At 69.1% G+C, this 21,097-nt stretch carries 17 protein-coding genes; 13 read left to right on the forward strand and 4 right to left on the reverse strand.

What is annotated here, in order from left to right; all coding sequences use genetic code 11:
- Positions 1 to 114 precede the first annotated feature (114 nt).
- From tsf to ACXJ3V_RS01145, 8 genes are all read left to right on the forward strand, one after another.
- Positions 115 to 942 carry a translation elongation factor Ts gene (gene tsf, locus ACXJ3V_RS01110; protein ID WP_457098413.1) on the forward strand — a complete coding sequence of 276 codons (828 nt, stop codon included), beginning with the start codon at positions 115 to 117 and terminating at the stop codon, positions 940 to 942.
- Between the two features lie 85 nt (positions 943 to 1,027).
- Positions 1,028 to 1,747 (forward strand): UMP kinase, encoded by a 720-nt coding sequence (pyrH, locus tag ACXJ3V_RS01115; protein WP_457098414.1) that lies wholly within the window; start codon positions 1,028 to 1,030, stop codon positions 1,745 to 1,747.
- A gap of 52 nt (positions 1,748 to 1,799) precedes the next feature.
- Positions 1,800 to 2,354: a ribosome recycling factor gene (frr, locus tag ACXJ3V_RS01120; protein ID WP_457098415.1), complete on the forward strand. Its 555-nt coding sequence runs from the start codon at positions 1,800 to 1,802 to the stop codon at positions 2,352 to 2,354.
- Positions 2,355 to 2,362: 8 nt separating this feature from the next.
- Positions 2,363 to 3,412, forward strand: a complete 1,050-nt coding sequence (locus ACXJ3V_RS01125) for a phosphatidate cytidylyltransferase (RefSeq protein WP_457098416.1) — start codon at positions 2,363 to 2,365, stop codon at positions 3,410 to 3,412.
- Positions 3,412 to 3,996, forward strand: a complete 585-nt coding sequence (locus ACXJ3V_RS01130) for a DivIVA domain-containing protein (RefSeq protein WP_457098417.1) — start codon at positions 3,412 to 3,414, stop codon at positions 3,994 to 3,996. The genes ACXJ3V_RS01125 and ACXJ3V_RS01130 overlap by 1 nt, the downstream gene beginning before the upstream one ends.
- A gap of 206 nt (positions 3,997 to 4,202) precedes the next feature.
- Positions 4,203 to 4,811: an aggregation-promoting factor C-terminal-like domain-containing protein gene (locus ACXJ3V_RS01135; RefSeq protein WP_457098418.1), complete on the forward strand. Its 609-nt coding sequence runs from the start codon at positions 4,203 to 4,205 to the stop codon at positions 4,809 to 4,811.
- Positions 4,812 to 4,815: 4 nt separating this feature from the next.
- Positions 4,816 to 5,100 carry a hypothetical protein gene (locus ACXJ3V_RS01140; RefSeq protein WP_457098419.1) on the forward strand — a complete coding sequence of 95 codons (285 nt, stop codon included), beginning with the start codon at positions 4,816 to 4,818 and terminating at the stop codon, positions 5,098 to 5,100.
- A 1-nt stretch (position 5,101) separates the two neighbouring features.
- Positions 5,102 to 5,827: an alpha/beta hydrolase gene (locus ACXJ3V_RS01145; RefSeq protein WP_457098420.1), complete on the forward strand. Its 726-nt coding sequence runs from the start codon at positions 5,102 to 5,104 to the stop codon at positions 5,825 to 5,827.
- Positions 5,828 to 5,863: 36 nt separating this feature from the next.
- Here ACXJ3V_RS01145 and ACXJ3V_RS01150 read toward each other — a convergent pair whose 3' ends face one another.
- On the reverse strand, positions 5,864 to 6,910 hold the full coding sequence (locus ACXJ3V_RS01150) for an AI-2E family transporter (RefSeq protein ID WP_457098421.1): 1,047 nt from the start codon (positions 6,908 to 6,910) through the stop codon (positions 5,864 to 5,866).
- Positions 6,911 to 7,076: 166 nt separating this feature from the next.
- Here ACXJ3V_RS01150 and ACXJ3V_RS01155 point away from each other — a divergent pair, with 166 nt between their 5' ends.
- On the forward strand, positions 7,077 to 8,915 hold the full coding sequence (locus ACXJ3V_RS01155; protein WP_457098422.1) for a glycosyl transferase: 1,839 nt from the start codon (positions 7,077 to 7,079) through the stop codon (positions 8,913 to 8,915).
- Positions 8,912 to 9,856: a tetratricopeptide repeat protein gene (locus ACXJ3V_RS01160; RefSeq protein ID WP_457098423.1), complete on the forward strand. Its 945-nt coding sequence runs from the start codon at positions 8,912 to 8,914 to the stop codon at positions 9,854 to 9,856. Before ACXJ3V_RS01155 ends, ACXJ3V_RS01160 begins: the two co-directional genes overlap by 4 nt.
- Positions 9,857 to 9,912: 56 nt before the next feature.
- Here ACXJ3V_RS01160 and glgB read toward each other — a convergent pair whose 3' ends face one another.
- From glgB to glgX, 3 genes are read right to left on the reverse strand one after another with little or no spacing between them, the layout of a single operon-like run.
- Positions 9,913 to 12,093 carry a 1,4-alpha-glucan branching protein GlgB gene (gene glgB, locus ACXJ3V_RS01165; RefSeq protein ID WP_457098424.1) on the reverse strand — a complete coding sequence of 727 codons (2,181 nt, stop codon included), beginning with the start codon at positions 12,091 to 12,093 and terminating at the stop codon, positions 9,913 to 9,915.
- On the reverse strand, positions 12,090 to 14,174 hold the full coding sequence (locus ACXJ3V_RS01170) for an alpha-1,4-glucan--maltose-1-phosphate maltosyltransferase (RefSeq protein ID WP_457098425.1): 2,085 nt from the start codon (positions 14,172 to 14,174) through the stop codon (positions 12,090 to 12,092). The genes glgB and ACXJ3V_RS01170 overlap by 4 nt, the downstream gene beginning before the upstream one ends.
- Positions 14,175 to 14,230: 56 nt before the next feature.
- Entirely contained in the window at positions 14,231 to 16,315 is a 2,085-nt protein-coding gene (glgX, locus tag ACXJ3V_RS01175; RefSeq protein ID WP_457098426.1) for a glycogen debranching protein GlgX, read from the reverse strand.
- Between the two features lie 108 nt (positions 16,316 to 16,423).
- Here glgX and ACXJ3V_RS01180 point away from each other — a divergent pair, with 108 nt between their 5' ends.
- From ACXJ3V_RS01180 to ligA, 3 genes are read left to right on the forward strand one after another with little or no spacing between them, the layout of a single operon-like run.
- A complete protein-coding gene (locus ACXJ3V_RS01180; RefSeq protein WP_457098427.1) occupies positions 16,424 to 17,614 on the forward strand; it encodes a cysteine desulfurase family protein in 1,191 nt (396 codons plus the stop codon).
- 9 nt (positions 17,615 to 17,623) lie between these two features.
- Positions 17,624 to 18,721 carry a tRNA 2-thiouridine(34) synthase MnmA gene (mnmA, locus tag ACXJ3V_RS01185; protein ID WP_457098428.1) on the forward strand — a complete coding sequence of 366 codons (1,098 nt, stop codon included), beginning with the start codon at positions 17,624 to 17,626 and terminating at the stop codon, positions 18,719 to 18,721.
- 49 nt (positions 18,722 to 18,770) lie between these two features.
- On the forward strand, positions 18,771 to 21,068 hold the full coding sequence (gene ligA / locus ACXJ3V_RS01190) for an NAD-dependent DNA ligase LigA (protein ID WP_457098429.1): 2,298 nt from the start codon (positions 18,771 to 18,773) through the stop codon (positions 21,066 to 21,068).
- Positions 21,069 to 21,097 lie beyond the last annotated feature (29 nt).

The raw sequence follows: 21,097 nt of genomic DNA on the forward strand, positions 1-21,097 counted from the left end.
TCACGCGCAGGCACTCCGCCTGCAGGATTCCGTCTCGGCGGTGCCGACCGTCATGCGCGCGTCGGCCCCGCCGAGACATCCCCAGAACTCACACAAACCAAGGAGCCGCCACCCATGGCAAACTTCACGATCGCCGACATCAAGGCGCTGCGCGAGCAGCTCGGAACCGGCATGGTCGACACCAAGAAGGCTCTCGAAGAGGCTGACGGCGACGTCGAGAAGGCCGTCGAGATCCTGCGCCTGAAGGGCGCGAAGGGCAACGCCAAGCGCGCCGACCGCTCGACGAGCGAAGGCCTCATCGCCTCCCGCGAGGTCGATGGCAAGGTCACGATCCTCGAGCTCGCGTGCGAGACCGACTTCGTCGCGAAGAACGTCCGCTTCATCGCGCTGGCCGACAAGGTCGCGGATGCCGCGGCCGCCGTCGCCGCCGACTCCGTGGAGGCTGCCCTCGCGGCTCCGGCCGGCAGCCAGTCCGTCGCTCAGCTGATCGACGACGAGGCCGCCATCATCGGCGAGAAGGTCGAACTGCGTCGCGTGCGCACGCTGTCCGGCGACAAGTTCGAGATCTACCTGCACAAGACGAACAAGGACCTGCCCCCGCAGGTCGGCGTCGTGCTGGCGTACACGGGTGACGACGCCGAGACCGCCCGCAGCCTGGCGCAGCACATCTCGTTCGCGAACCCGTCCTACCTCAGCCGCGACGAGGTCCCCGCGGCCGACGTCGACAAGGAGCGCGAGATCGTCACCGAGATCTCGCGTCAGGAGGGCAAGCCGGAGGCTGCCCTTCCGAAGATCGTCGAGGGTCGCGTGAACGCGTTCTTCAAGCAGGTCTCGCTGCTCGACCAGGACTATGCGAAGGACAACAAGCTGTCCGTCGCGCAGGTGGCCAAGAACGCTGGGCTCACGCTCACCGGCTTCGCCCGCTTCAAGGTCGGCGCGTAGCACTTCAGGAAGGCCCGCATCGCAAAGCCGATGCGGGCCTTTCGCCTGCGTTCGATAGTCTGCAAACGCCACGAGAGGATCCCACGTGATCGATGAAGCGACCGGACGCCGCCGCGTCCTCCTGAAATTGTCCGGTGAGGCGTTCGGGGCGGGCCAGCTCGGCGTGAATCCCGATGTCGTCAGCCAGATCGCTCGCGAGATCGCCGCCGCGGTCGGACAGGTCGAGATCGCCATCGTGGTCGGTGGCGGCAACTTCTTCCGCGGCGCTGAGCTCAGCCAGCGCGGCATGGACCGCGGTCGTGCCGATTACATGGGCATGCTCGGCACCGTGATGAACGCGCTCGCGCTGCAGGACTTCCTGGAGCAGGCCGGCGCGGCCACCCGCGTGCAGTCCGCCATCTCGATGACGCAGGTCGCCGAGCCCTACATTCCGCGCCGCGCCGAGCGGCACATGGAGAAGGGCCGCGTCGTGATCTTCGGCGCCGGGGCGGGTCTTCCCTACTTCTCGACCGACACGGTCGCCGCCCAGCGCGCGCTCGAGATCGGCGCGATCGAGGTGCTCGTCGCCAAGAACGGCGTCGATGGTGTGTACACCGCCGATCCGAAGAAGGATGCCTCGGCCACCCGCATCGACCGCATCACCTACCAGGACGCGCTGCAGCGCGGCCTGAAGGTCGTCGACTCGACCGCGTTCAGCCTCTGCATGGACAACGGCATGGACATGCGCGTGTTCGGCATGGAGCCCGCGGGCAACGTCACCCGCGCCCTCCTGGGGGAACCGATCGGCACGCGCGTCACGGTCTGAGCCCGCCTCCCCGGCTAGACTGATGCTCTTGTAAGCCACGAGGGGAGTCGCTGTGATCGCCGACGTTCTGTCCGATGCCGGGGTGCGCATGGATCGCGCCGTGGAGGCAGCGAAGGAGGACTTCGCGACCGTCCGGACGGGTCGGGCGAACCCCCAGCTCTTCCAGAAGATCCTGGTCGACTACTACGGGACTCCGACGCCGTTGGCTCAGCTCGCCTCGCTCAACAACCCCGAGGCGCGCACGATCGTCGTGACGCCCTACGACAAGTCGGCGCTCAAGGCCATCGAGCAGGCGATCCGCGACACGCCCAACCTCGGCGCCAACCCGACCAACGACGGCAACCTCGTGCGGGTCACCCTTCCCGAGCTCACCGAGGAGCGCCGTCGTGAGTTCGTCAAGATCGTGCGGACCAAGGGCGAAGACGCGAAGGTGCACGTGCGCGGCATCCGTCGCAAGTCCAAGGACGATCTCGACGACCTCAAGAGCGAGTTCGGCGAGGACGAGCTGGCACGTGCCGAGAAGGAACTCGACGCTCTGACGCGCTCGCACGTCGACGCCATCGACGAGGCCCTCAAGCGCAAAGAGACCGAGCTTCTCGAGGTCTGAGACAGACGATGACCGACCCATCCGGTGATGCACCGGGCGATCCGTCCGCGGATCCCGGACCCGCCCTGACTCGGCGCGAAGCCGCGCAGGCGCGCAAGGCGCCAGAAGAGTCGGCATCGACCGGCGCCTTCCCCGCGCAGGTGCGCTCCGCGCGCAACGAGTTCGAGAGCCAGGTCGCCCATGCGCGCGCCGAGTTCGAAGAGGCCAATGAACGGATCAAGCAGCGGACCGGCCGCGATCTGATCTTGGCGATCCTCATCGGCGTGAGCCTCGCGATCGTGCTGATCGGCTCGCTCGTGTTCGTGAAGTGGGGATTCCTCGCGCTCGCGCTCGCGGCGCTGGTATCCGGACTGTTCGAGTTCTGCCGCGCGCTTCGCACCGCGGGGCGCCGGGTCGATGTCATCCCGCACATCGTCGTCGGGGTCTGCGTGCTCCTCGCCGGGTACTTCCTCAGCCCCTGGCTGCACTGGGTGACGACCATCGTCGCGGTGGCCGTCGTCATCGTGTGGCGGCTGATCGCCCAGATGGCGGTGCGCGACGGACGCAGCTACGGCGATGTGCTCTCCGACGTCATGGCGGCGGGCTTCGTCCAGCTCTATGTGCCGTTCCTGGCCAGCCTGTGCGTGGTGCTGCTGCGCCAGGACGGCGGCGAATGGTGGGTGCTCGCCTTCATCGCGATCGTCATCGCCGCCGACACCGGCGCCTACGCATCCGGCCTCACCTTCGGCAAGCACCCCATGGCGCCGCTCATCAGCCCGAAGAAGACCTGGGAGGGCTTCGCCGGCGCTGGCCTGGCCGCGCTGATCGCGGGACTTCTGCTCGGCCTGTTCATGCTCGGCATCCCCTGGTGGGCGGGGCTCATCACCGGCTTCGTGATCCTGCTGGCTGCCACGACCGGCGACCTCGCGGAGTCGATGATCAAGCGCGACCTCGGCATCAAGGACATGAGCTCCTGGATTCCAGGGCACGGCGGTGTGCTCGACCGCCTGGACTCCGTCCTTCCTTCGGGTCTCGCGGCCTTGATCCTCTACTACCTTCTCTCCCCGCTGGCGGCCTGATGTCTGAATCCGATCTCGAGAACCCCTCCGCCCCACCGGCGCCGGCCTTCCCGGATGCACCGCACCGCGGCCGCGGTTATGAGAAGCGTGCGGTCGAGGCGTTCCTCGCGCACGCGCGCACCGCGTTCGAACTCGGGGACGAGTCGACCTCCATGACCTCTGCCGACATCCGGCACGTCGCCTTCCCGATCGTGAAGCACGGCTATTCGATCGCCGCGGTGGATGCCGCGCTCGGCCGGATCGAAGACGCCTTCGCCGCCCGCGAGCGCCGGCTCGCGCTCACTGAGAGCGGCGTCGGCGCCTGGGTGGGCCAGACCAAGGAGACCGCGCAGGTCGTGCTGGATCGTCTCTCCCGTCCGCGCGGGCACCGCTTCACGCGCGTGAACGCGCTGCGCTACGGATACCGCATCGACGAGGTGGATCTCGTCGCCGACAAGATCTCCCGCTACCTGGAGACGGGCGATTCGGTGAGTGTCGAGCAGGTTCGGGCGGTCGCCTTCCGCATGCAGCGCGGCGGGTACCGCGAGACTCAGGTCGATGCCGTGCTGGACGCGGTCGTCGAGGTGATGCTCGCCGTCGCATGAGCATTGCATGAGGGTCCGAGTCCGTCGGATGGCATGCTCCGGCTTCGCCGGGTACACTCAGGGACACTGTGACTTCCGGCAACGAGATGATTCCCGTGGCGCCCCGACGGATGCGTCGTCACGAACCGGCCCCCGCAGCGACGATCACCGTCGCTCCGGTCGGAGTGCCTGCCGCGACACCACGGTGGTCCCGCAGGCGCGGAGTGGTGAGCGTCTTCGCCGCGCTGGCCGCGATCGGATTCGTCGCGGCGTATGTCGGACCCATGGGCTCGGTGCTGGGCGAGGCCAACGCCGCCGAGACCACGCCGGTCACGCTCTACGCGAGTGGACTGGGTGACACGCAGACTCTGGCCCTGGATGCCGCGGTCTCGGAGGAGGCTGTCTCGTTCGACCGAGGCGGCTACACGGTGTACGTCAAGCCGAAGCCCCCGCCCCCGCCTGCGCCCGTCGTCGGCAAAACCACGGGGTCCTCTGGAGCCGCCAAGTGGTCGCCGCCATTCGTCTCACCCGACCCCGGTACGGCGCAGTCCATCGCCTACGGCATGGTGCAGGCGCGTGGTTGGGGCGACTCCGAATTCGCCTGCCTCGTGGCGCTGTGGAACCGGGAATCCGGCTGGCGGGTCAACGCGTACAACGCGGGCAGCGGCGCATACGGCATCCCGCAGGCTCTGCCCGGCAGCAAGATGGGCTCGGTTGCGCCCGACTGGGAGTCCAACCCGGCCACGCAGATCACCTGGGGCCTGAACTACATCGGCGGCCGCTACGGCTCGCCGTGCGGTGCCTGGAACCATTCGCAGAGCACCGGCTGGTATTGAGCCCATGCCGCGGTCGAACCGTCGGCGTCCTGGCGCGGCGGGCAACGAGTCCTTCGAGCGCATGGTCGCGGGGTGGAAGCGCACCGAGACGCGCCGTGGCGCGGAGTGGACGGTTCAGCCGGTGAGCGGAGCCCAGGCCGTCAAGGCGTACACCTGCCCGGGGTGCGGGCGGCAGATCGACCCCGGTGTGGCACACCTCGTGGCCTGGCGGGCAGACGGGGTGCTCGGCGAGGAGGCCGACCTGGCCGCGCGCCGACACTGGCACACGCACTGCTGGAGGATCGGCTGACGTGGAAATCCGTGGACCCGTGCTCCTGCCCGCCCGGCGCGAGGACATCGAACTCGAGACGCTCGACGGGCTGACGCTCGTCGGAGAGCTCGCCATGCCGGCAGAGCATGCGCCGGTCGCGACGCTCGTGACGCTGCATCCGCTCCCGACGGCGGGCGGGTTCATGGACTCGCACATCCTTCGCAAGGCCGCCGCTCGTCTGCCTGCGCTGGCCGACCTCGCCGTGCTGCGGTTCAACACGCGCGGCACGACGTCGCCCCGCGGGACGAGCGACGGCGCGTTCGACGGCGGACAGGCGGAGGCCTTCGATCTGGCGGCGGCGATGGACTTCGTCCGGGACCGCGCGCTGCCGCATCCCTGGCTCGTCGGGTGGTCATTCGGCACCGAGATCGCGCTGAAGTACGGCCGCGACCACGAGGTCGAGGGGGTGATCCTCCTGTCGCCTCCGCTGCACCGCGCCGGACCGGACGAGGTGGCCGCGTGGGAGGGCGACCGGCGCCGGATGATCGCGCTGATCCCCGAGTTCGACGATTACCTGCGACCGGATGCCGCGGCCGAAGGCTTCGCGTCGGTCCCGCACGCCGTGCTCATTCCGGTCGAGGGCGGCAAGCACCTGTGGGTCGGCGAGACGCAGACCCGGCGCGTCCTCACGGAGATCGTCGCGGCCGTCAACCCCGGTGCCCTGCCACTCCCGGAGGAGTGGCATGGGTCGTCCGAGTCATCCTGAGCGAAAGCCCGCGGCGAGAAGGCGAGCGCCGTCCGGTCAGCGCTCGTTCTGCCGCGGGATGACCACCTGCCGGTAGATGATCAGGATGCTCGCGGCCACCGGGATCGCGATCAGCGCACCGAGCAGGCCCAGCAGGGAGCCGCCGGCGAGTGCCGCGATGACGACGACCGCTCCGGGGACCGAGACGGCGCGGTTCATGATGCGCGGCGAGATCACGTACGCCTCGATCTGCATGTAGATCAGGTAATAGATCCCCGCGATCAGCGCGGTCGTGGGGGAGCCGGGCGGGATGAAGCAGGCCAGCACGATGAGCGTCGAGCCGGTGAGCGTGCCGACGAGCGGGATCAGCGAGAAGAAGAACGCGACCACGGCGAGCACCGCAGGGAAGGGCGCGCCGATGATCGTGAGGAAGATGGCGCTGAGGATGCCGTTGATGACGCCGAGGCTCAGCTGCCCGATGACGTAGTAGCCGACAGAGTCGGTGATCTGCTCGCCCAGGTCGATGAAGCGGGGTCGCTTCGAGGCGGGCACGAGCTGGTACACCGACCTCTTCAGGGCGGGCGTTGCCGCGGTGAAGTAGATGGTGAGGATCAGGACGATGAAAGCGCCCGTGAGCCCCGCGAACAGGGCGATCCCCGCGCCCAGCACGCTGCCGGTGATCGTCCCGGCGTTCTCGAGCGCCCATTGCTGCACCTGCTGCAGGACAAGATCGAGCTGGAGGTTGGGGAAGGTGCTCGTGACCCAGTTCTCGACGTCCGTCCAGAATCCCTCCCGGTCGACGAGGTCGGTGACTGCCTTGATGAGCTGGCCGACCTGCGTGACGAGGATCGGCAGGATCATGAGCACGATCCCGGCGAACGCGAGGAGCACCGCGAGGATCGTGACCAGCACAGCGGCCCACCGGGGGAATCTGCGCTTCTCGAGCCACGAGATGATCGGGTCGAGACCCAGCGAGAGGAACAGCGCCGTCCCGACATAGAGGAGGATCGTGGAAAGCGTCTGAATGCTGGTGATCAGCAGCAGACCGAGGCCGACCCCCAGAGTCGCGACGAACGCGACCCGGAACGGGTTGTGCACCTTCATGGGGCTCCTGACGTCGGACGGACTCTGTCCCGTCAGGATACGCAGAGGGAGCACTCGACAGCCGGAATGACCCCTCCCGGTCGCCTTTCAGGTGAGTTTCGCTAGTCTGAAATGTCTAGTGAGTGGTCTGCGCCGTCGATCGCGGACCCGAGGAAGGTGTTCTTTCGTGCGTTTCGTGTGGGCCGTTGCAGCATTCGTGCTCGCGGCCGTGATGATCGGAGCGGGGATCGCGCAGCGCACGGTCTTCCAGGGGCCGAAGACGCAGACGACCTCGATTTCGATTCAGGACGAAGCGCCCTACGTGCTCATCGAGGGTGAAGTGCTCACCTCGATGCCCGGTGCGCAGACGCTTCGCGCGTCCGGTGAGGGGCAGATCTTCGCCGCGTACGGACGGACTGCCGACCTGGAGGCGTGGCTCAGCGACTCCACCTACAACGTGGTCAGCGTCGACAAGCACGGGAAGGTCAGTGCGACCATCGTCGAGCCAGGCGCCGCCGACGGTGACGACGCGACGTCCACTCCCGCTGCCGAGACCCCCACGCCTTCGGAGACGCCCGCGGCCGCCGTGCCTGGACGCAATCCCGCCGGGTCCGACCTGTGGCTCGACGAGTTCACCCAGGAAGATCTGCTGATCGCCCCGCTGCAGCTTCCCGACACGATGAGCGTCCTGCTCGCTGCGGACGGCACGGAGCCTGCGCCTTCGACGATCTCCGTCTCCTGGCCGATCGCGAGCTCCACACCGTGGTCCGGTCCGCTCATCGTCGCGGGCGGCATCCTCATGGCCATCGGCATCACCCTGTACATTCTCGGCATCCGCCACGCACGTCGCTCGCGGGGCCCACGCAGAAAGGGGCTTCCGTTGCCCGTCACCGAGCCGATCGACCTTTCCGTCGAGGGGCAGGACAAGGGAGTGATCAGCGCTAGCAAACCGACGCGCAAGGCACTCTCGGGCGGTCGCCGGTCGCTCATCGTGATCCCCGCCGTCGCGGTCTCCGCCCTGCTGTTCACCGGGTGTTCTGCGGACGCCTGGCCGGATCTGGCTGGCAGCCCCACGCCGACTCCCACGGCATCCGTCATCGTCTCCGAAGGCCAGCAGGCGCCCGCGGTGACCAAAGTGCAGGCCGAGCGGATTCTCGCGAGCATCTCGAGCACCGTCGCCGATGCCGATGAAGCCAAGGACCCCGCGCTCGCCGCGACCCGTCTCGATGGAGCGATGCTCTCCGAGCGGGAGACCAACTACAAGCTCCGCACGGCGATCGCGGACTACGCGCCGCCGTCGGCCATCCCGTCCAAGCCGCTGTCGATCCTGCTGCCGCAGGCCGTCGACGGCTGGCCGCGGACCGTGATGGCCGTTGTCACTGATGACGAGAACAAGACCGCGAGCATCATGCTGATGTCGCAGGAAGATGCGTGGGCGCCGTACAAGCTCACGTATCAGTCCAGCCTCGAGGCTGCCACCGAGATGCCCAAACTCGCGCCCGACTACATCGGGTCGACCCAGGTGCCGCCGGACTCGTCCTTCCTCGCCATCGCACCCCAGGATCTGGCTGCTGCGTACGCCGATGTGCTCAACCATGGCGACGACAGCGAGTACGCGGCGCTGTTCACCTCCGACGGCGACCAGTTCCGGGCCGGAGTGGCTGCCGACCGTCAGAAGCGCCTCGACGCGTTCAACGCCACCGGTGCGCAGACCGGCAGCCTGACCTTCGAGTCCACGCCGGGCGCGCACCTGCCGCTCGCACTCGCCACCCTCGAGAGCGGTGCGATCGTCGCCGTCAACATCGACGAGACCGACACGGTGAAGCCGACGAATTCGGATGCCGTCATCAAGGTCGGCGACAACCCCACGGTCAAGACCCTGGCCGGCGCCGATCAGTCGGCGACGGGGTTCTCCACGACCTTCAGCGACCAGCTGTTCTTCTATGTGCCCAGCCAGGGCTCGACCGAGAAGGTGCGCCTGCTCGGCTACGCTTCCGAGATCCTCAACGCAAAGGTGATCACGTGACCGAACCCGCCCCCGGAGCCGTTCTTCGCGGAGCTGTCGACCTGTCCAGCCTGCGCAATCGTCCCGCGGCTCCGCCGCAGGGCGCTGAGCTCCCGGCACCGGATGCGGCCCTCGCGTCGCTGGTGATGGATGTCACGGACGAGACGTTCGGCACGATCCTCGAGCTGTCCAAGACGGTCCCGGTCGTGGTCGATCTCTGGGCCGAGTGGTGCGGGCCGTGCAAGCAGCTCAGCCCGATCCTGGAGCGGGTGGTCGCCGAGCTGGATGGGCGCGTCGTGCTCGCCAAGGTCGATGTCGATGCCAACCCGCAGCTCTCCCAGGCCTTCCGCGCGCAATCGATCCCGCTGGTCGTCGCCCTGATCGCGGGACAGCCGGTGCCGATGTTCACCGGGGCCGTGCCCGAGGCCCAGGTGCGCGAGGTGTTCGCACAGCTGCTGCAGGTCGCCGCGCAGAACGGTGTCGCCGGTCGCGTCCAGGTCGACGAGCCGGACGACGCCGCAGCCACGGACGAACCCGAAGAGCCCGCGCTTCCGCCGCTGCACCTCGAGGCCTTCGAGGCGATCGAGGCAGGGGACTACCCCCGCGCGATCGCGGCCTACGAGAAGGCGCTCGCCGAGGATCCGCGCGACGCCGAGGCCAAGGCCGGACTCGGGCAGGTCCGCCTGCTCGAGCGCATCCAGGGCGCTGATCTGGGCGAGGCCCGGGCCGCAGCGGCCGCGGCGCCGAACGACCTCGGGGCGCAGTTCGCCGTCGCAGACCTCGATCTCGCCGGTGGGCACGTGGACGACGCGTTCGGACGCCTCCTCGACCTGTTCGCCGTGCTGCCGTCGGAAGAGCGCGCACCCGTGCGCGAGCGCCTGCTCGAGCTGTTCGCCCTGGTCGGCGACGCGGACCCGCGCGTGCTCAAGGCACGCGGCCGCCTCGCCAGCCTGCTCTTCTAGGAGCCCGGCCGCTCGACGTCGGCCGTTCCGATGCCGGCCGACGTGCCGCTGGGCGGTCAGCCGTGGGTCGGCGACGGGATGTGCGCCTGCGGGTCGTGCCGCAGCCACAGCACTCCCAGGGGTGGGAGCACCATCGATGCGCGCTTCCCCGCGTCGGTCGCGACGAGGCCCATGTTGCCCACGCCGGATCCGCCGTAGACCTGCGCGTCGGAGTTGAGGACTTCGTGCCAGACCCCTGCTTCGGGCAGGTCCAGTTCGTACCCGTACACCGGCACTCCGGAGAAGTTCGACACGACGACGATCGTGTTCCCGTGCCAATCGCGGCGGGCGAACGCCACGACGTTCGGATTCCAGGTGGGTCCGCCCAGCCGGGTGAACGCGGCGCCGTCGCTGTCCCTCGCCCAGAGGGCGGAGTGGGCGCGATAGGCGCGGTTCAGCTCCGCGACGAAGCCGTGCAGCTGGGCGTGCGACGGCTGATCGAGCAGCCACCAGTCCAGCGACCGACCCTCGGACCATTCGGACATCTGCCCGAACTCCTGCCCCATGAACAGGAGCTGCTTGCCCGGGTGACCCCACATGTACGCGAGGAAGGCGCGCATGTTCGCCAGCTTCTGCCAGTGGTCGCCCGGCATGCGGGCGAACAGGCTGCCCTTGCCGTGGACGACTTCGTCGTGGCTGATCGGGAGCATGTAGTTCTCGCTGAAGGCGTAGACGAAGGCGAAGGACAGCTCGCCTTCGTGATGCGACCGGTACATGGGATCGCGCTTGATGTACTGGAGCGAGTCGTTCATCCAGCCCATGTTCCACTTGAAGCCGAATCCGAGTCCCGCGTGGTCGGTCGGGGCGGTGACGCCGGGGAAGCTGGTGGACTCCTCCGCGATCATCACGACGCCGGGGTAGCGCTTGTAGGCGGTGGCGTTGACCTCCTGCAGAAACCCGATCGCCTCGAGGTTCTCGCGCCCGCCGTGGACGTTCGGCACCCACTCGCCAGGCTCGCGCGAGTAGTCGAGGTAGAGCATCGAGGCCACGGCATCCACGCGCAGACCGTCGACGTGGAATTCCTCGAACCAGTACAGCGCGTTCGCGACGAGGAAGTTTCGCACCTCGCTGCGGCCATAGTCGAAGATGAGGGTGCCCCAGTCCTTGTGCTCGCCGCGTCGCGGGTCGGCGTGCTCGTACAGGGGTTCGCCGTCGAAGCGTGCCAGTGCGAAGGCATCCTTCGGGAAGTGGCCAGGAACCCAGTCCATGATCACGCCGATGCCCGCCTGGTGCAGGCGGTCGATCAGGAGACGGAGCTCATCGGGGCGCCCGAACCGGCTGGTCGGTGCGAAGTAGCCGGTCACCTGGTAGCCCCAGGAGCCGCCGAACGGGTGCTCGGCGAGCGGCATGAACTCGACGTGGGTGAAGCCCTGCGCGGTGACGTATTCGATGAGCTGCTCGGCCGCGTCGCGGTAGGACAGGCCGGGTCGCCACGATCCGAGATGCAGCTCGTAGACAGACATCGGCCCGGACAGCGGCTGCGCAGAGGCCCGCGTGGTCATCCACCCGCCGTCGTTCCAGCGGTAGGCGGATTCCGTGACGACCGAGGCGGTCGCCGGCGGCACTTCCGCGAACCGCGCCATCGGATCGGCCTTGACGACCCACCCGCCGTGGCGCGCGAGCATCTCGAACTTGTAGGTCGTGCCGGCGCCCAGCCCGGGCACGAACAGCTCCCAGATGCCGCTCGCTCCCATTGAGCGCATGGAGTGGCCTTGGCCGTCCCAGCTGTTGAAATCGCCCACGACGCGCGCGGCGCGAGCGTTGGGCGCCCAGACCGTGAAGGACGTGCCGCGGACGCCGCCGTGATCGCGGACGTGCGCGCCGAGGACGTTCCACAGCTGCTCGTGCCTGCCCTCCCGGATGAGGTGGAGGTCGAGCTCGCCGAGCGTCGGGGTGTGCCGGTACGGGTCGTCGGCGATGAAGTCCGGCCCGTCCTGGTAGGTCGTGACGAGGTTGTACGCGCCGGCCTCGCCCGCACGCGTGCCCTCCCAGATGCCGGAGCGCACGTGCTCGAGCGGCACCTCGGTGCCGTCGGCGAAGACGGCGGTCACGCTCTGCGCCAGTGGCCGGCGTGCCCGGACGGTCCACTCGGCGGCGCCCTGCGCGTCCGATCCGGGATGGATGCCGAGCACAGCGTGCGGATCGTGGTGGGAACCGGCGGCGACCGCGTCGATCAGATGGTCATCGAGCGGGGTCATCGTGGCTCCTTGACGTGGAGGATGTGCACCGGCTCGGCGAAGGCGTCGAGCCGGACGAAGTTGTGATCCGACCAGGTCCACTGCTCTCCGGTGAGCAGCTCTTCCACTTCGAACGGCTCGCCGGGGGCGACGCCCCAGATCCGGGTATCCAGGTGGACCATCGTCTGGCGCACCGAGTGCGGGTCGACGTTCGCGACGACGATGATGGTGTCGGCCTTGCCGGTCGGCGAGAGCGCGGCGTCGATGTGCTTGGAGTAGACGAGCACGGCATCGTCGTCGCTCCAGTGCGCGGTGAAGGTGCGCAGCTGGCCGAGCGCGGGATGCGCGCGGCGGATCTCGTTGAGCCGGGTGAGGAAAGGAGCGAGCGAGTTGCCGCGGGCTTCGGCGCCGGCCCAGTCGCGGACCTTGTACTCGTACTTCTCGTTGTCGATGTTCTCCTCGGCGCCCGGACGTGCGACGTTCTCGAAGAGCTCGTAACCCGCGTAGACGCCGTAGAGCGGCGCGCCGGTCGCCGCGATCGCCGCACGGATCCGATACGCGGGCTTCCCGCCGAATTGCAGGTACTCGGTGAGGATGTCCGGGGTGTTCACGAAGAGGTTCGGCCGCAGGTAGTCCGCTGTCTCGTGTGCGATCGATCCGAGGAACTCCTCGAGCTCTTCCTTGGTGTTGCGCCACGTGAAGTAGGAGTAGCTCTGCTGGAATCCGGCTGCGGCGAGACCGCGCATGGGTGCAGGGCGGGTGAAGGCCTCGGCGAGGAACACGGCATCCGGCTGCTCCGCCGTCACGGTGCCGATCAGCCATTCCCAGAACTGCAGCGGCTTGGTGTGCGGATTGTCGACGCGGAAGATCTTCACGCCCTGTGCGATCCAGTGGCGGACGACGCGCAGCACCTCGGCGCGGATCCCCTCGGGGTCGTTGTCGAAGTTGATCGGATAGATGTCCTGGTACTTCTTGGGCGGGTTCTCGGCGTACGCGATCGAGCCGTCGGGCAGCGTCGTGAACCACTCAGGGTGCGCCGCCACCCAGGGGTGATCCGGGGCCGCCTGCAGCGCGAGGTCGAGCGCCACTTCCAGCCCCTCGGCTCGGGCCGCCCGCACGAAGGCGCGGAAGTCCGCGAGCGTGCCGAGGTCGGGGTGCACCGTGTCGTGACCGCCCTCGGCAGCCCCGATCGCCCACGGCGAGCCCGGGTCACCGGGCTGCGGGTCGAGCGTGTTGTTCGGGCCCTTGCGGTTGAGGCGCCCGATCGGGTGGATCGGCGGCAGGTAGAGCACGTCGAAGCCCATCGCGGCCACCGCGGGGAGCCGCTTGATGGCGGACCGGAAGGTGCCGCTCTTGGTCGAGCCGTCCTTCAGGCGGCGCGCGCCCTCGGAGCGGGGAAAGAATTCGTACCAGGCTCCGACGCCCGCGCGCTCGCGCTCCACCAGCAACTCGAGGCGAGGGCCGATCGTCGTCAGGGAGGCCATCGGACGGTCGGCGAACAGACGGGCGATCGCCGGGTCGCGCACGATCACGAGGGCCTCGGCGTCATCGACGCCGTCGTCGCGCAGGCGCGCCGCGGCATCCTTCAGCGCCCGTCGCTCGGCGAGGGGGCGGGCCTTCTCGGCGGCAGCGCGGTCGAAGAGGAGGGCACCGGACTCGCGCATGAGCGCGACGTCCACGCCCGCCTCGATCTTGAGATCGGCGGCGTGCTCCCACGTGGCGAAGTCGTCGTTGAAAGTCTCGAACCGGAAGGACCAAACCCCCTGTTCGAGGGGTGCGATCGCGGTCTCCCAACGGTCGAAGCCATCGTGCAGCGCCGTGAGCCGATGCAGGGATTCTTCGCCGGAGGGGGAGAAGAGGCGCACGTGCACGCCGATGACATCGTGACCCTCGCGGAACGCGGTCACCCGGAATGGAATGACCTCGCCGACGTATCCCTTCGGCCGGAAGCCACCGCCGGGCACCGAGGGAGCGGGCAGCAGCTGCGGTACGCGTCCGGTGTACGTGCCGACTTCAGCCCGCTCGGCAATCGCAGGTCGGACGGGGATGGCGGAGATGCTCCGCCAGGACGGGGCGTGCGCGCCGCGCGAAGTCGTGACCACTCCTTGAACCTACCGTGCGGCGAATGACGATGACAGTGACGGCAGGCGCGACGTCATCAGTCGGCGCGGAAGAGGTGCATCGAGGTGCCGGGGAGGCGCACGACATCGCCGGGCAGGTGCAGCGGGCGCTCATCTGCAGGCCGTTCGTCCGCGCTCGACCAGAGCGACACGTAGGAGGTGACTCCGTCGATCTCCGGGAGGGTCACCGCGGTGGCGCGCTCGGTCCCGTGGACCATGAGCAGGATGCGGTTGAAGTCCTCATGCTGGGGAGTGGATGTCGCGACATACTGCAGCGTGCGGTGCTGCGGGTTCGTCCAGCGCTCGATCGACATCGTCTCGCCGTTCTCGTCGTACCAGTCCATGTCCGATGCCGACGGGGTGGGTTCGTCGAGGCGTGCGAATCGGCTCGGTCGGAGGGCGGGGTTGTCGCGGCGCAGGGCGATGAGCCGCTGGACGTGGGCCGCCAGATCGTCCTGCCACGGGGCGTGGTCCCAGGACAGCCAGGTGAGTGCCGAATCGTGGCAGTACGCGTTGTTGTTGCCCCGCTGCGTGCGGGCGAACTCGTCACCCGCGGTGAGCATCGGAATCCCGGCGGAAAGCAGGAGCGTGCCGAGCAGATTGCGCATCGCCCTGCGGCGCGTCGCCAGAACCCCCTCGTCCTGGGTCGGTCCCTCGGTGCCGTGGTTGAAGGAGCGGTTCGTGTCCGCTCCGTCGCGGTTGTGCTCGCCGTTGCCGAGGTTGTGCTTGACGTCGTACGAGACCAGATCGTGGAGGGTGAAGCCGTCGTGCGCGGTGATGAAGTTGACGCCCGCGAGGGGGCCGCGTTCGGCGCTGAAGGTGTTCGCCGAGCCCGCGAGGCGGTTCGCGAAGCCGCCGACGCCGACCGGAGAGACGGAGGCGCGTCGGGCGTAATCGACGTCGCTGAGCCAGAAGTTGCGGACGCGATCGCGGTACCGGTCGTTCCATTCGATCCAGCCGTCGGGAAAGTTCCCCGTCTGCCAGCCGCCCATGCCGACGTCCCATGGCTCGGCGATCATCTTCACTCCGGCAAGCGTGGGATCCTCGACGATGGCCCGCAGCAGTGGATGCTCCCTCGTGTAGGAGTGCGTTTCGTCCCGGCCGAGCGTCGCGGCCAGGTCGAAGCGGAAGCCGTCGATCTGCAGGTCGTTCGCCCAGTACCGCAGGGAGTCCAGCACGAGCCGTGCCGCGGCATCCGTCGCCGTATTGATGGAGTTGCCGCAGCCGGTGAGATCGATGTACGCGCCGTCGTCGTGCTGGCGGTAGTACGACTGATTGTCGATGCCGCGGAAGCTCGAGCGGGGCTCGCCGATCTGCAGTTCGGCCGTGTGGTTGTACACGACGTCGAGGATGACCTCGAGTCCCGCCTCGTGCAGGAGCTTGACCATGCCCTTGAATTCGCGGAGCACCGCCTCGGGACCGCGGAGGCGGTTCTCGAGCGTGGCGTACGGGGCATGCGGTGAGAAGAAATTGAGGGTGTTGTATCCCCAGTAGTTCACGAGACCGTGCTGCAGCAGCCGCGGCTCGGTCGCGAAGGTGTGCACCGGCAGGAGCTCGATGCTCGTGATCCCCAGGGTGTGGAAATGCTCGATCATCGCCGGGTGGGCGAGGCCGGCATACGTGCCGCGGAGCGCGGCGGGCACCTGCGGGTGCCGCTTCGACAGGCCCTTCACATGTCCCTCGTAGAGCACCGTGCGGTCCAGCGGGACCGCGGGCTTGCCCACTCCGCCCCAGTCGAACCCCTCATCGATCACGAGCGATCTGCGCTCCTCAGTGCCGCCGCGGACGACGCCCTTCGAGTAGGGCTCGATGAGGATGGTTTCGGGGTTGAAGAGGTTGCCGGCGCCGAGGGGACCGTCGACGCGCACTCCGTAGGGAGTGCCCGGGCGAAGGAGCGGCGTTGTGACAGTCCAGACGTCGCCTTCCGCGCGTTCCAGCGGCAGGACGACCGTGATCCAATCGAGGTCGCTTTCGTCGAAGATGACGAGCTCCACCGCGGACGCGTTCGCGGACCACACACGCAGTCTGCCCCCGTCGGCCGTGAGTGTGACGCCCAGATCGTCGAGGTCTGGGCTGAGCAGATCGTCGAGTGCGCGCTGGGCGAGGGGGTCGGCACTGGCCATGCGGACTACCATAACTGTGCTGTGAGTCGCAGACGTTACGAGACCCGATGCCGGAGTTCCTGGGACTCGGGCCGGGAGCGATGAGCGTGGGGAAGGGCGGAGAAGCGGATGCCGGTCTATCTCGATCACGCCGCCACGACGCCCATGCGCGCCGAGGTTCGCGAGGCGTGGCTGAAGGCGGCCGAGACCGTCGGGAACCCCTCATCCATTCACGGGGATGGACAATCGGCGCGCCGCCTGCTCGAAGAGTCGCGGGAGAGGCTGGCCGAGACCCTCGGCTGTGATGCCATCGAGGTCGTCTTCACCTCCGGGGGCACCGAGTCGGTGAACCTCGCGCTGAAGGGGCTGTGGTGGTCGCGGCAGCCCGGTCGCGCCGCCTTCGTCCTCCCGGACGGCGAGCACCACGCCACCCTCGACACCGCCGAGTGGCTGGCCGCCCACGAGGGGGCAGACGTCCGCGCGGTCGGCCTCGATCGGCAGGGCCGCATTCCCGTTGATGCGTTCGCGGCGGCGCTCGACGGCGCGGCGGCCGCCACCGCTCTCGTGGCGAACAACGAGGTGGGCACCGTGAACGATGCGGCCGCGCTGGCGGCGGCATCCGCTGCGGCTGATGTTCCCCTGCATCTGGATGCGATCGCCGCGTTCGGCCACCTCCCTCTGAACTTCTCCGCGTGGCGTGGCGCGGCTCCGAGCGGATCTGGCTTGGTCGCGTTGAGCGTGGCCGCGCACAAGCTCGGCGGTCCGGTGGGTGTCGGAGCGCTGGTCGCGGCGCGCTCCGCGGGGCTGGCGCCGCTGCTGCACGGCGGTGGTCAGCAGCGCGGACTGCGCGCGGGCACCCAGGACGTCGCGGGCGCCGCCGCCTTCGCCGTCGCCGCCGAACTCGCGATCGCCGACCTCGCGCAGGAGACCGCACGCCTCACGCAGCTCCGCGACCGCCTGGTGCAGGGGGTACGCGACCGGATCCCCGACGCCGAGCTGCTGGGCGACCCGGTCGACCGGCTGGCCGGGAATGTGCACCTGCACTTTCCCGGTGCACCGGGGGAGTCCATCCTGTTCCTCCTGGATCACGCCGGGATCTCGGCCTCCACAGGATCGGCGTGCCAGGCGGGCGTCGCGGAGCCGTCGCACGTTGTCCGGGCGCTGGGGCGAACCGACGCCGAGGCACGGCAGGTGCTGCGCCTCACCCTCGGCCGCACCTCCACCGTGGACGATGTGGATGCCGTGCTCGCCGCGCTGCCCGGAGCCGTCGAGCGGGCTCGTGCCGCGGCATCCGGCACCCGCTCAGCAGCGGGTTCGTAGACTGGGTTCATGCGGATCCTTGCGGCGATGAGCGGCGGTGTCGATTCCGCCGTTGCGGCGGCGCGTGCCGTCGACGCCGGCCACGATGTCGTCGGCGTGCATCTGGCACTGTCGCGTGCGGGCGGCACGCTGCGCACGGGCAGTCGCGGGTGCTGCACGATCGAGGATGCGATGGATGCCCGTCGTGCCGCGGACCGCCTCGGGATCCCGTTCTACGTCTGGGATTTCTCGGAGCGCTTCCGCGACGACGTGATCGACGACTTCGTTGCGGAGTACCGCGCCGGCCGCACCCCGAACCCCTGCATGCGCTGCAACGAGAAGATCAAGTTCGCAGCGCTGCTGGAGCGCGCGATCGAGCTCGGCTTCGACGCGGTGTGCACGGGCCACTACGCGGCGCTCGTCGATGGCGTCGAAGGTCGGGAACTGCACCGGGCATCGGATGCCGCGAAGGACCAGTCCTACGTGCTCGGCGTGCTGACGGCCGAGCAGCTCGCCCACACCTACTTCCCCCTCGGTGCGACGCCGTCCAAGGCCCTCGTGCGCGCCGAGGCCGAGGCACGCGGACTGACGGTGGCGCAGAAGCCGGACAGCCACGACATCTGCTTCATCCCCGACGGGGACACCCGCGGCTGGCTCGCCGACAAGGTGGGCGCCGAGCGCGGCGAGATCCTCGATCGCTCCGGCGCGGTCGTGGGGACACACGAGGGTGCGCACGCGTTCACGGTCGGGCAGCGGCGCGGACTCTCGCTCGGCGTGCCCGCCGCGGACGGCAAACCGCGTTTCGTGCTCGAGGTGCGTCCGATCTCCAACACCGTCGTGGTGGGTCCGAAGGAGGCGCTCGCGTGCGCCGAGATCGCGGGGGAGCGATTCACCTGGGCGGGGCGCGCTCCGGCAGCCTCGGAGTTCTCGTGCCATGTGCAGATCCGCGCGCACGCCGACCCGGTGCCGGCGCACGCCTCGCTCGCCGGGGGCATGGTCACCGTCGTCCCCGAGACGCCGTTCGACGGGGTCGCCCCTGGGCAGACGGCGGTGCTCTACGACGGGACCCGCGTCATCGGCCAGTTCACCATCGACCGCACGGTCTCGGCGGTTCCCGCGGCGGTGTGAGCGCGCTTCGCCCCGCGTGAACGTCGGAGGCCCTGCCTAAACTGGCCGAGTGGCAGCAGGAGACACGACCGATCTCGCCGAGCTCGAGGCGCTGAGCCTCGAGGAGGCCAGAACCCAGGTTCAAGGGCTCATCGAGCGCATCATCGACGCGCGCGACGCGTATTACGGGCGGGATGCCGAGCTCGTCGACGATGCGACCTACGACGGCTGGATGCACCGGCTCGAAGCCCTCGAACGGCTGCACCCGGAGCTGCAGGGGCAGGACTCGCCGACACTGAGCGTCGGGGCGGCCTCCGGCACCCTCTTCGCCCCGGTCGAGCACGCCGAGCGCATGCTGAGCCTCGACAACGTCTTCAGCGACGAGGAGCTGCTGGCCTGGGCCGCGAAGGTGCAGCGCGACGCCGGTCGGCCGGTGCACTTCCTGTGCGAGCTCAAGATCGACGGGCTGGCGCTGTCGCTCCGCTACGAGCGCGGGCGACTGGTGTCCGCGGCCACCCGCGGTGACGGCCGCGTCGGCGAAGACGTCACCGAGAACGTCCGGCGGCTGAACGGCATCCCGCACGTGCTCGCGGGTGATGGCCATCCCGACCTGGTGGAAGTGCGCGGCGAGGTGTTCTTCAACGTCGCCGACTTCGAGTCGCTCAACGCCTACCAGGAGAAGGCGGGTGATCGGCTCTTCGCGAACCCGCGGAACGCGGCATCCGGGTCCCTGCGGCAGAAGTCCGAGGGCAAGAACGAGCGCCAGCTGCAGGCCATGCACGAACGGCTCTCGCGGCTGCGCCTGACCGTGCATGGGATCGGCGCCTGGCCCGACCCGCCGGTGTCGACGCAGAGCGAGGTCTACGCCCTGCTCGCCTCGTGGGGGCTGCCGACGAGCGCCTACTTCCGGGTCGCGGACTCACCCGCCGGCGCCGATGAGTTCATCCGGCATTACGGCGAGCATCGGCACGACGTCGAGCACGAGATCGACGGCGTCGTCGTCAAGGTCGACGAGCTCGCGCTGCACGACGAGCTGGGCGCCACGAGCCGCGCGCCGCGCTGGGCGATCGCCTACAAGTACCCGCCCGAGCAGGTCAACACCAAGCTGCTCGACATCGTCGTCTCGGTCGGCCGCACCGGCAGGGCGACGCCGTTCGCCGTGATGGAGCCGGCGCGCGTGGCGGGCAGCGTCGTCCGGCAGGCGACGCTCCACAATCAGGACGTCGTCAAGGCGAAGGGCGTTCTGATCGGCGACACGATCGTCATCCGCAAGGCGGGAGACGTCATTCCCGAAGTGCTCGGGCCGGTCGTCGAGCTCCGCGACGGCACCGAGCGGGCCTTCGTCATGCCCGCCGCATGCCCGGAGTGCGGCTCGCCGCTGGCGCCGTCGAAGGAAGGCGACATCGATCTGCGGTGTCCGAACGCACGCTCGTGCCCGGCCCAGGTGCGTGGCCGGGTGGAGCACATCGGCTCGCGCGGGGGCCTCGACATCGAGGGTCTGGGCGAGGTCTCGGCGGCGGCGCTCACTCAGCCCGTCCGCCCCGAGGTGCCGCCGCTGCCGACCGAAGCCGGCCTCTTCGACCTTCGCCCAGAAGACCTCTTTGGGATCGATGTCGTCGTGCGGGACGCCGAGACCGGGCTGCCGCGGCTGCTCGAGGATGGTGAGCCCGATACGCGCTCGCCGTTCCGTCGGCAGCGCAAGAAGTCAGACACTCCGTTCGACCCCGATGGCGCGTTCGACGGTGACGCGACCCACATCCTCTCCGCTTCGGCGACGCAGCTGCTCGCGAACCTCGAGATCGCCAAGACGAAGGACCTGTGGCGCTTCCTGGTCGCGCTGAACATCCGTCACGTCGGTCCCGTGGCCGCCCGGGCGCTTGCGCAGTGGTTCGGCTCGGTCGCGGCGATCCGGGCGGCCTCACGTGACGAGCTGGCCGCGGTCGAGGGCGTGGGCGGGATCATCGCCGACTCGCTGATCGACTGGTTCGCGGTCGACTGGCATCGCGACATCGTCGAGCGCTGGGCCACGGCGGGCGCGCAGCTCGCCACCCCCGGTCACCCTGGACCCGGCGCATCCGTGGTCGAGGGCGGACTGCTCGATGGACTCACCATCGTTGCGACCGGCGCGCTCGAGGGCTATTCCCGCGAGGGCGCGCAGGAGGCGATCATCACGGCAGGCGGCAAGGCCGCCTCGAGCGTGTCGAAGAAGACCGACTTCGTCGCCGCCGGCCCTGGTGCCGGGTCGAAGCTCGCGAAGGCCGAGGAGCTCGGCATCCGGATTCTGGATGCCGCGCAGTTCCACCTGCTTGTCACTCAAGGGCCGGCCGCGCTCGACGCACAGCCCGCGCCCTCTTCCGACGGCGGCTGAGGACTGAGGGTAGGACCCAGCTGCGCGAG

The sequence above is a fragment of the Microbacterium sp. P5_E9 genome (assembly GCF_054049175.1).

Bases quoted from the DNA above. Each gene is read 5' to 3' on its own strand.
- ACXJ3V_RS01180 (WP_457098427.1), top strand. From the start codon at position 16,424: ATGCCGGTCTATCTCGATCACGCCGCCACGACGCCCATGCGCGCCGAG.
- ACXJ3V_RS01125 (WP_457098416.1), top strand. From the start codon at position 2,363: ATGACCGACCCATCCGGTGATGCACCGGGCGATCCGTCCGCGGATCCC.
- glgX (WP_457098426.1), bottom strand. From the start codon at position 16,315: ATGGCCAGTGCCGACCCCCTCGCCCAGCGCGCACTCGACGATCTGCTC.
- tsf (WP_457098413.1), top strand. From the start codon at position 115: ATGGCAAACTTCACGATCGCCGACATCAAGGCGCTGCGCGAGCAGCTC.
- glgB (WP_457098424.1), bottom strand. From the start codon at position 12,093: ATGACCCCGCTCGATGACCATCTGATCGACGCGGTCGCCGCCGGTTCC.
- ACXJ3V_RS01130 (WP_457098417.1), top strand. From the start codon at position 3,412: ATGTCTGAATCCGATCTCGAGAACCCCTCCGCCCCACCGGCGCCGGCC.
- ACXJ3V_RS01140 (WP_457098419.1), top strand. From the start codon at position 4,816: ATGCCGCGGTCGAACCGTCGGCGTCCTGGCGCGGCGGGCAACGAGTCC.
- ACXJ3V_RS01150 (WP_457098421.1), bottom strand. From the start codon at position 6,910: ATGAAGGTGCACAACCCGTTCCGGGTCGCGTTCGTCGCGACTCTGGGG.
- mnmA (WP_457098428.1), top strand. From the start codon at position 17,624: ATGCGGATCCTTGCGGCGATGAGCGGCGGTGTCGATTCCGCCGTTGCG.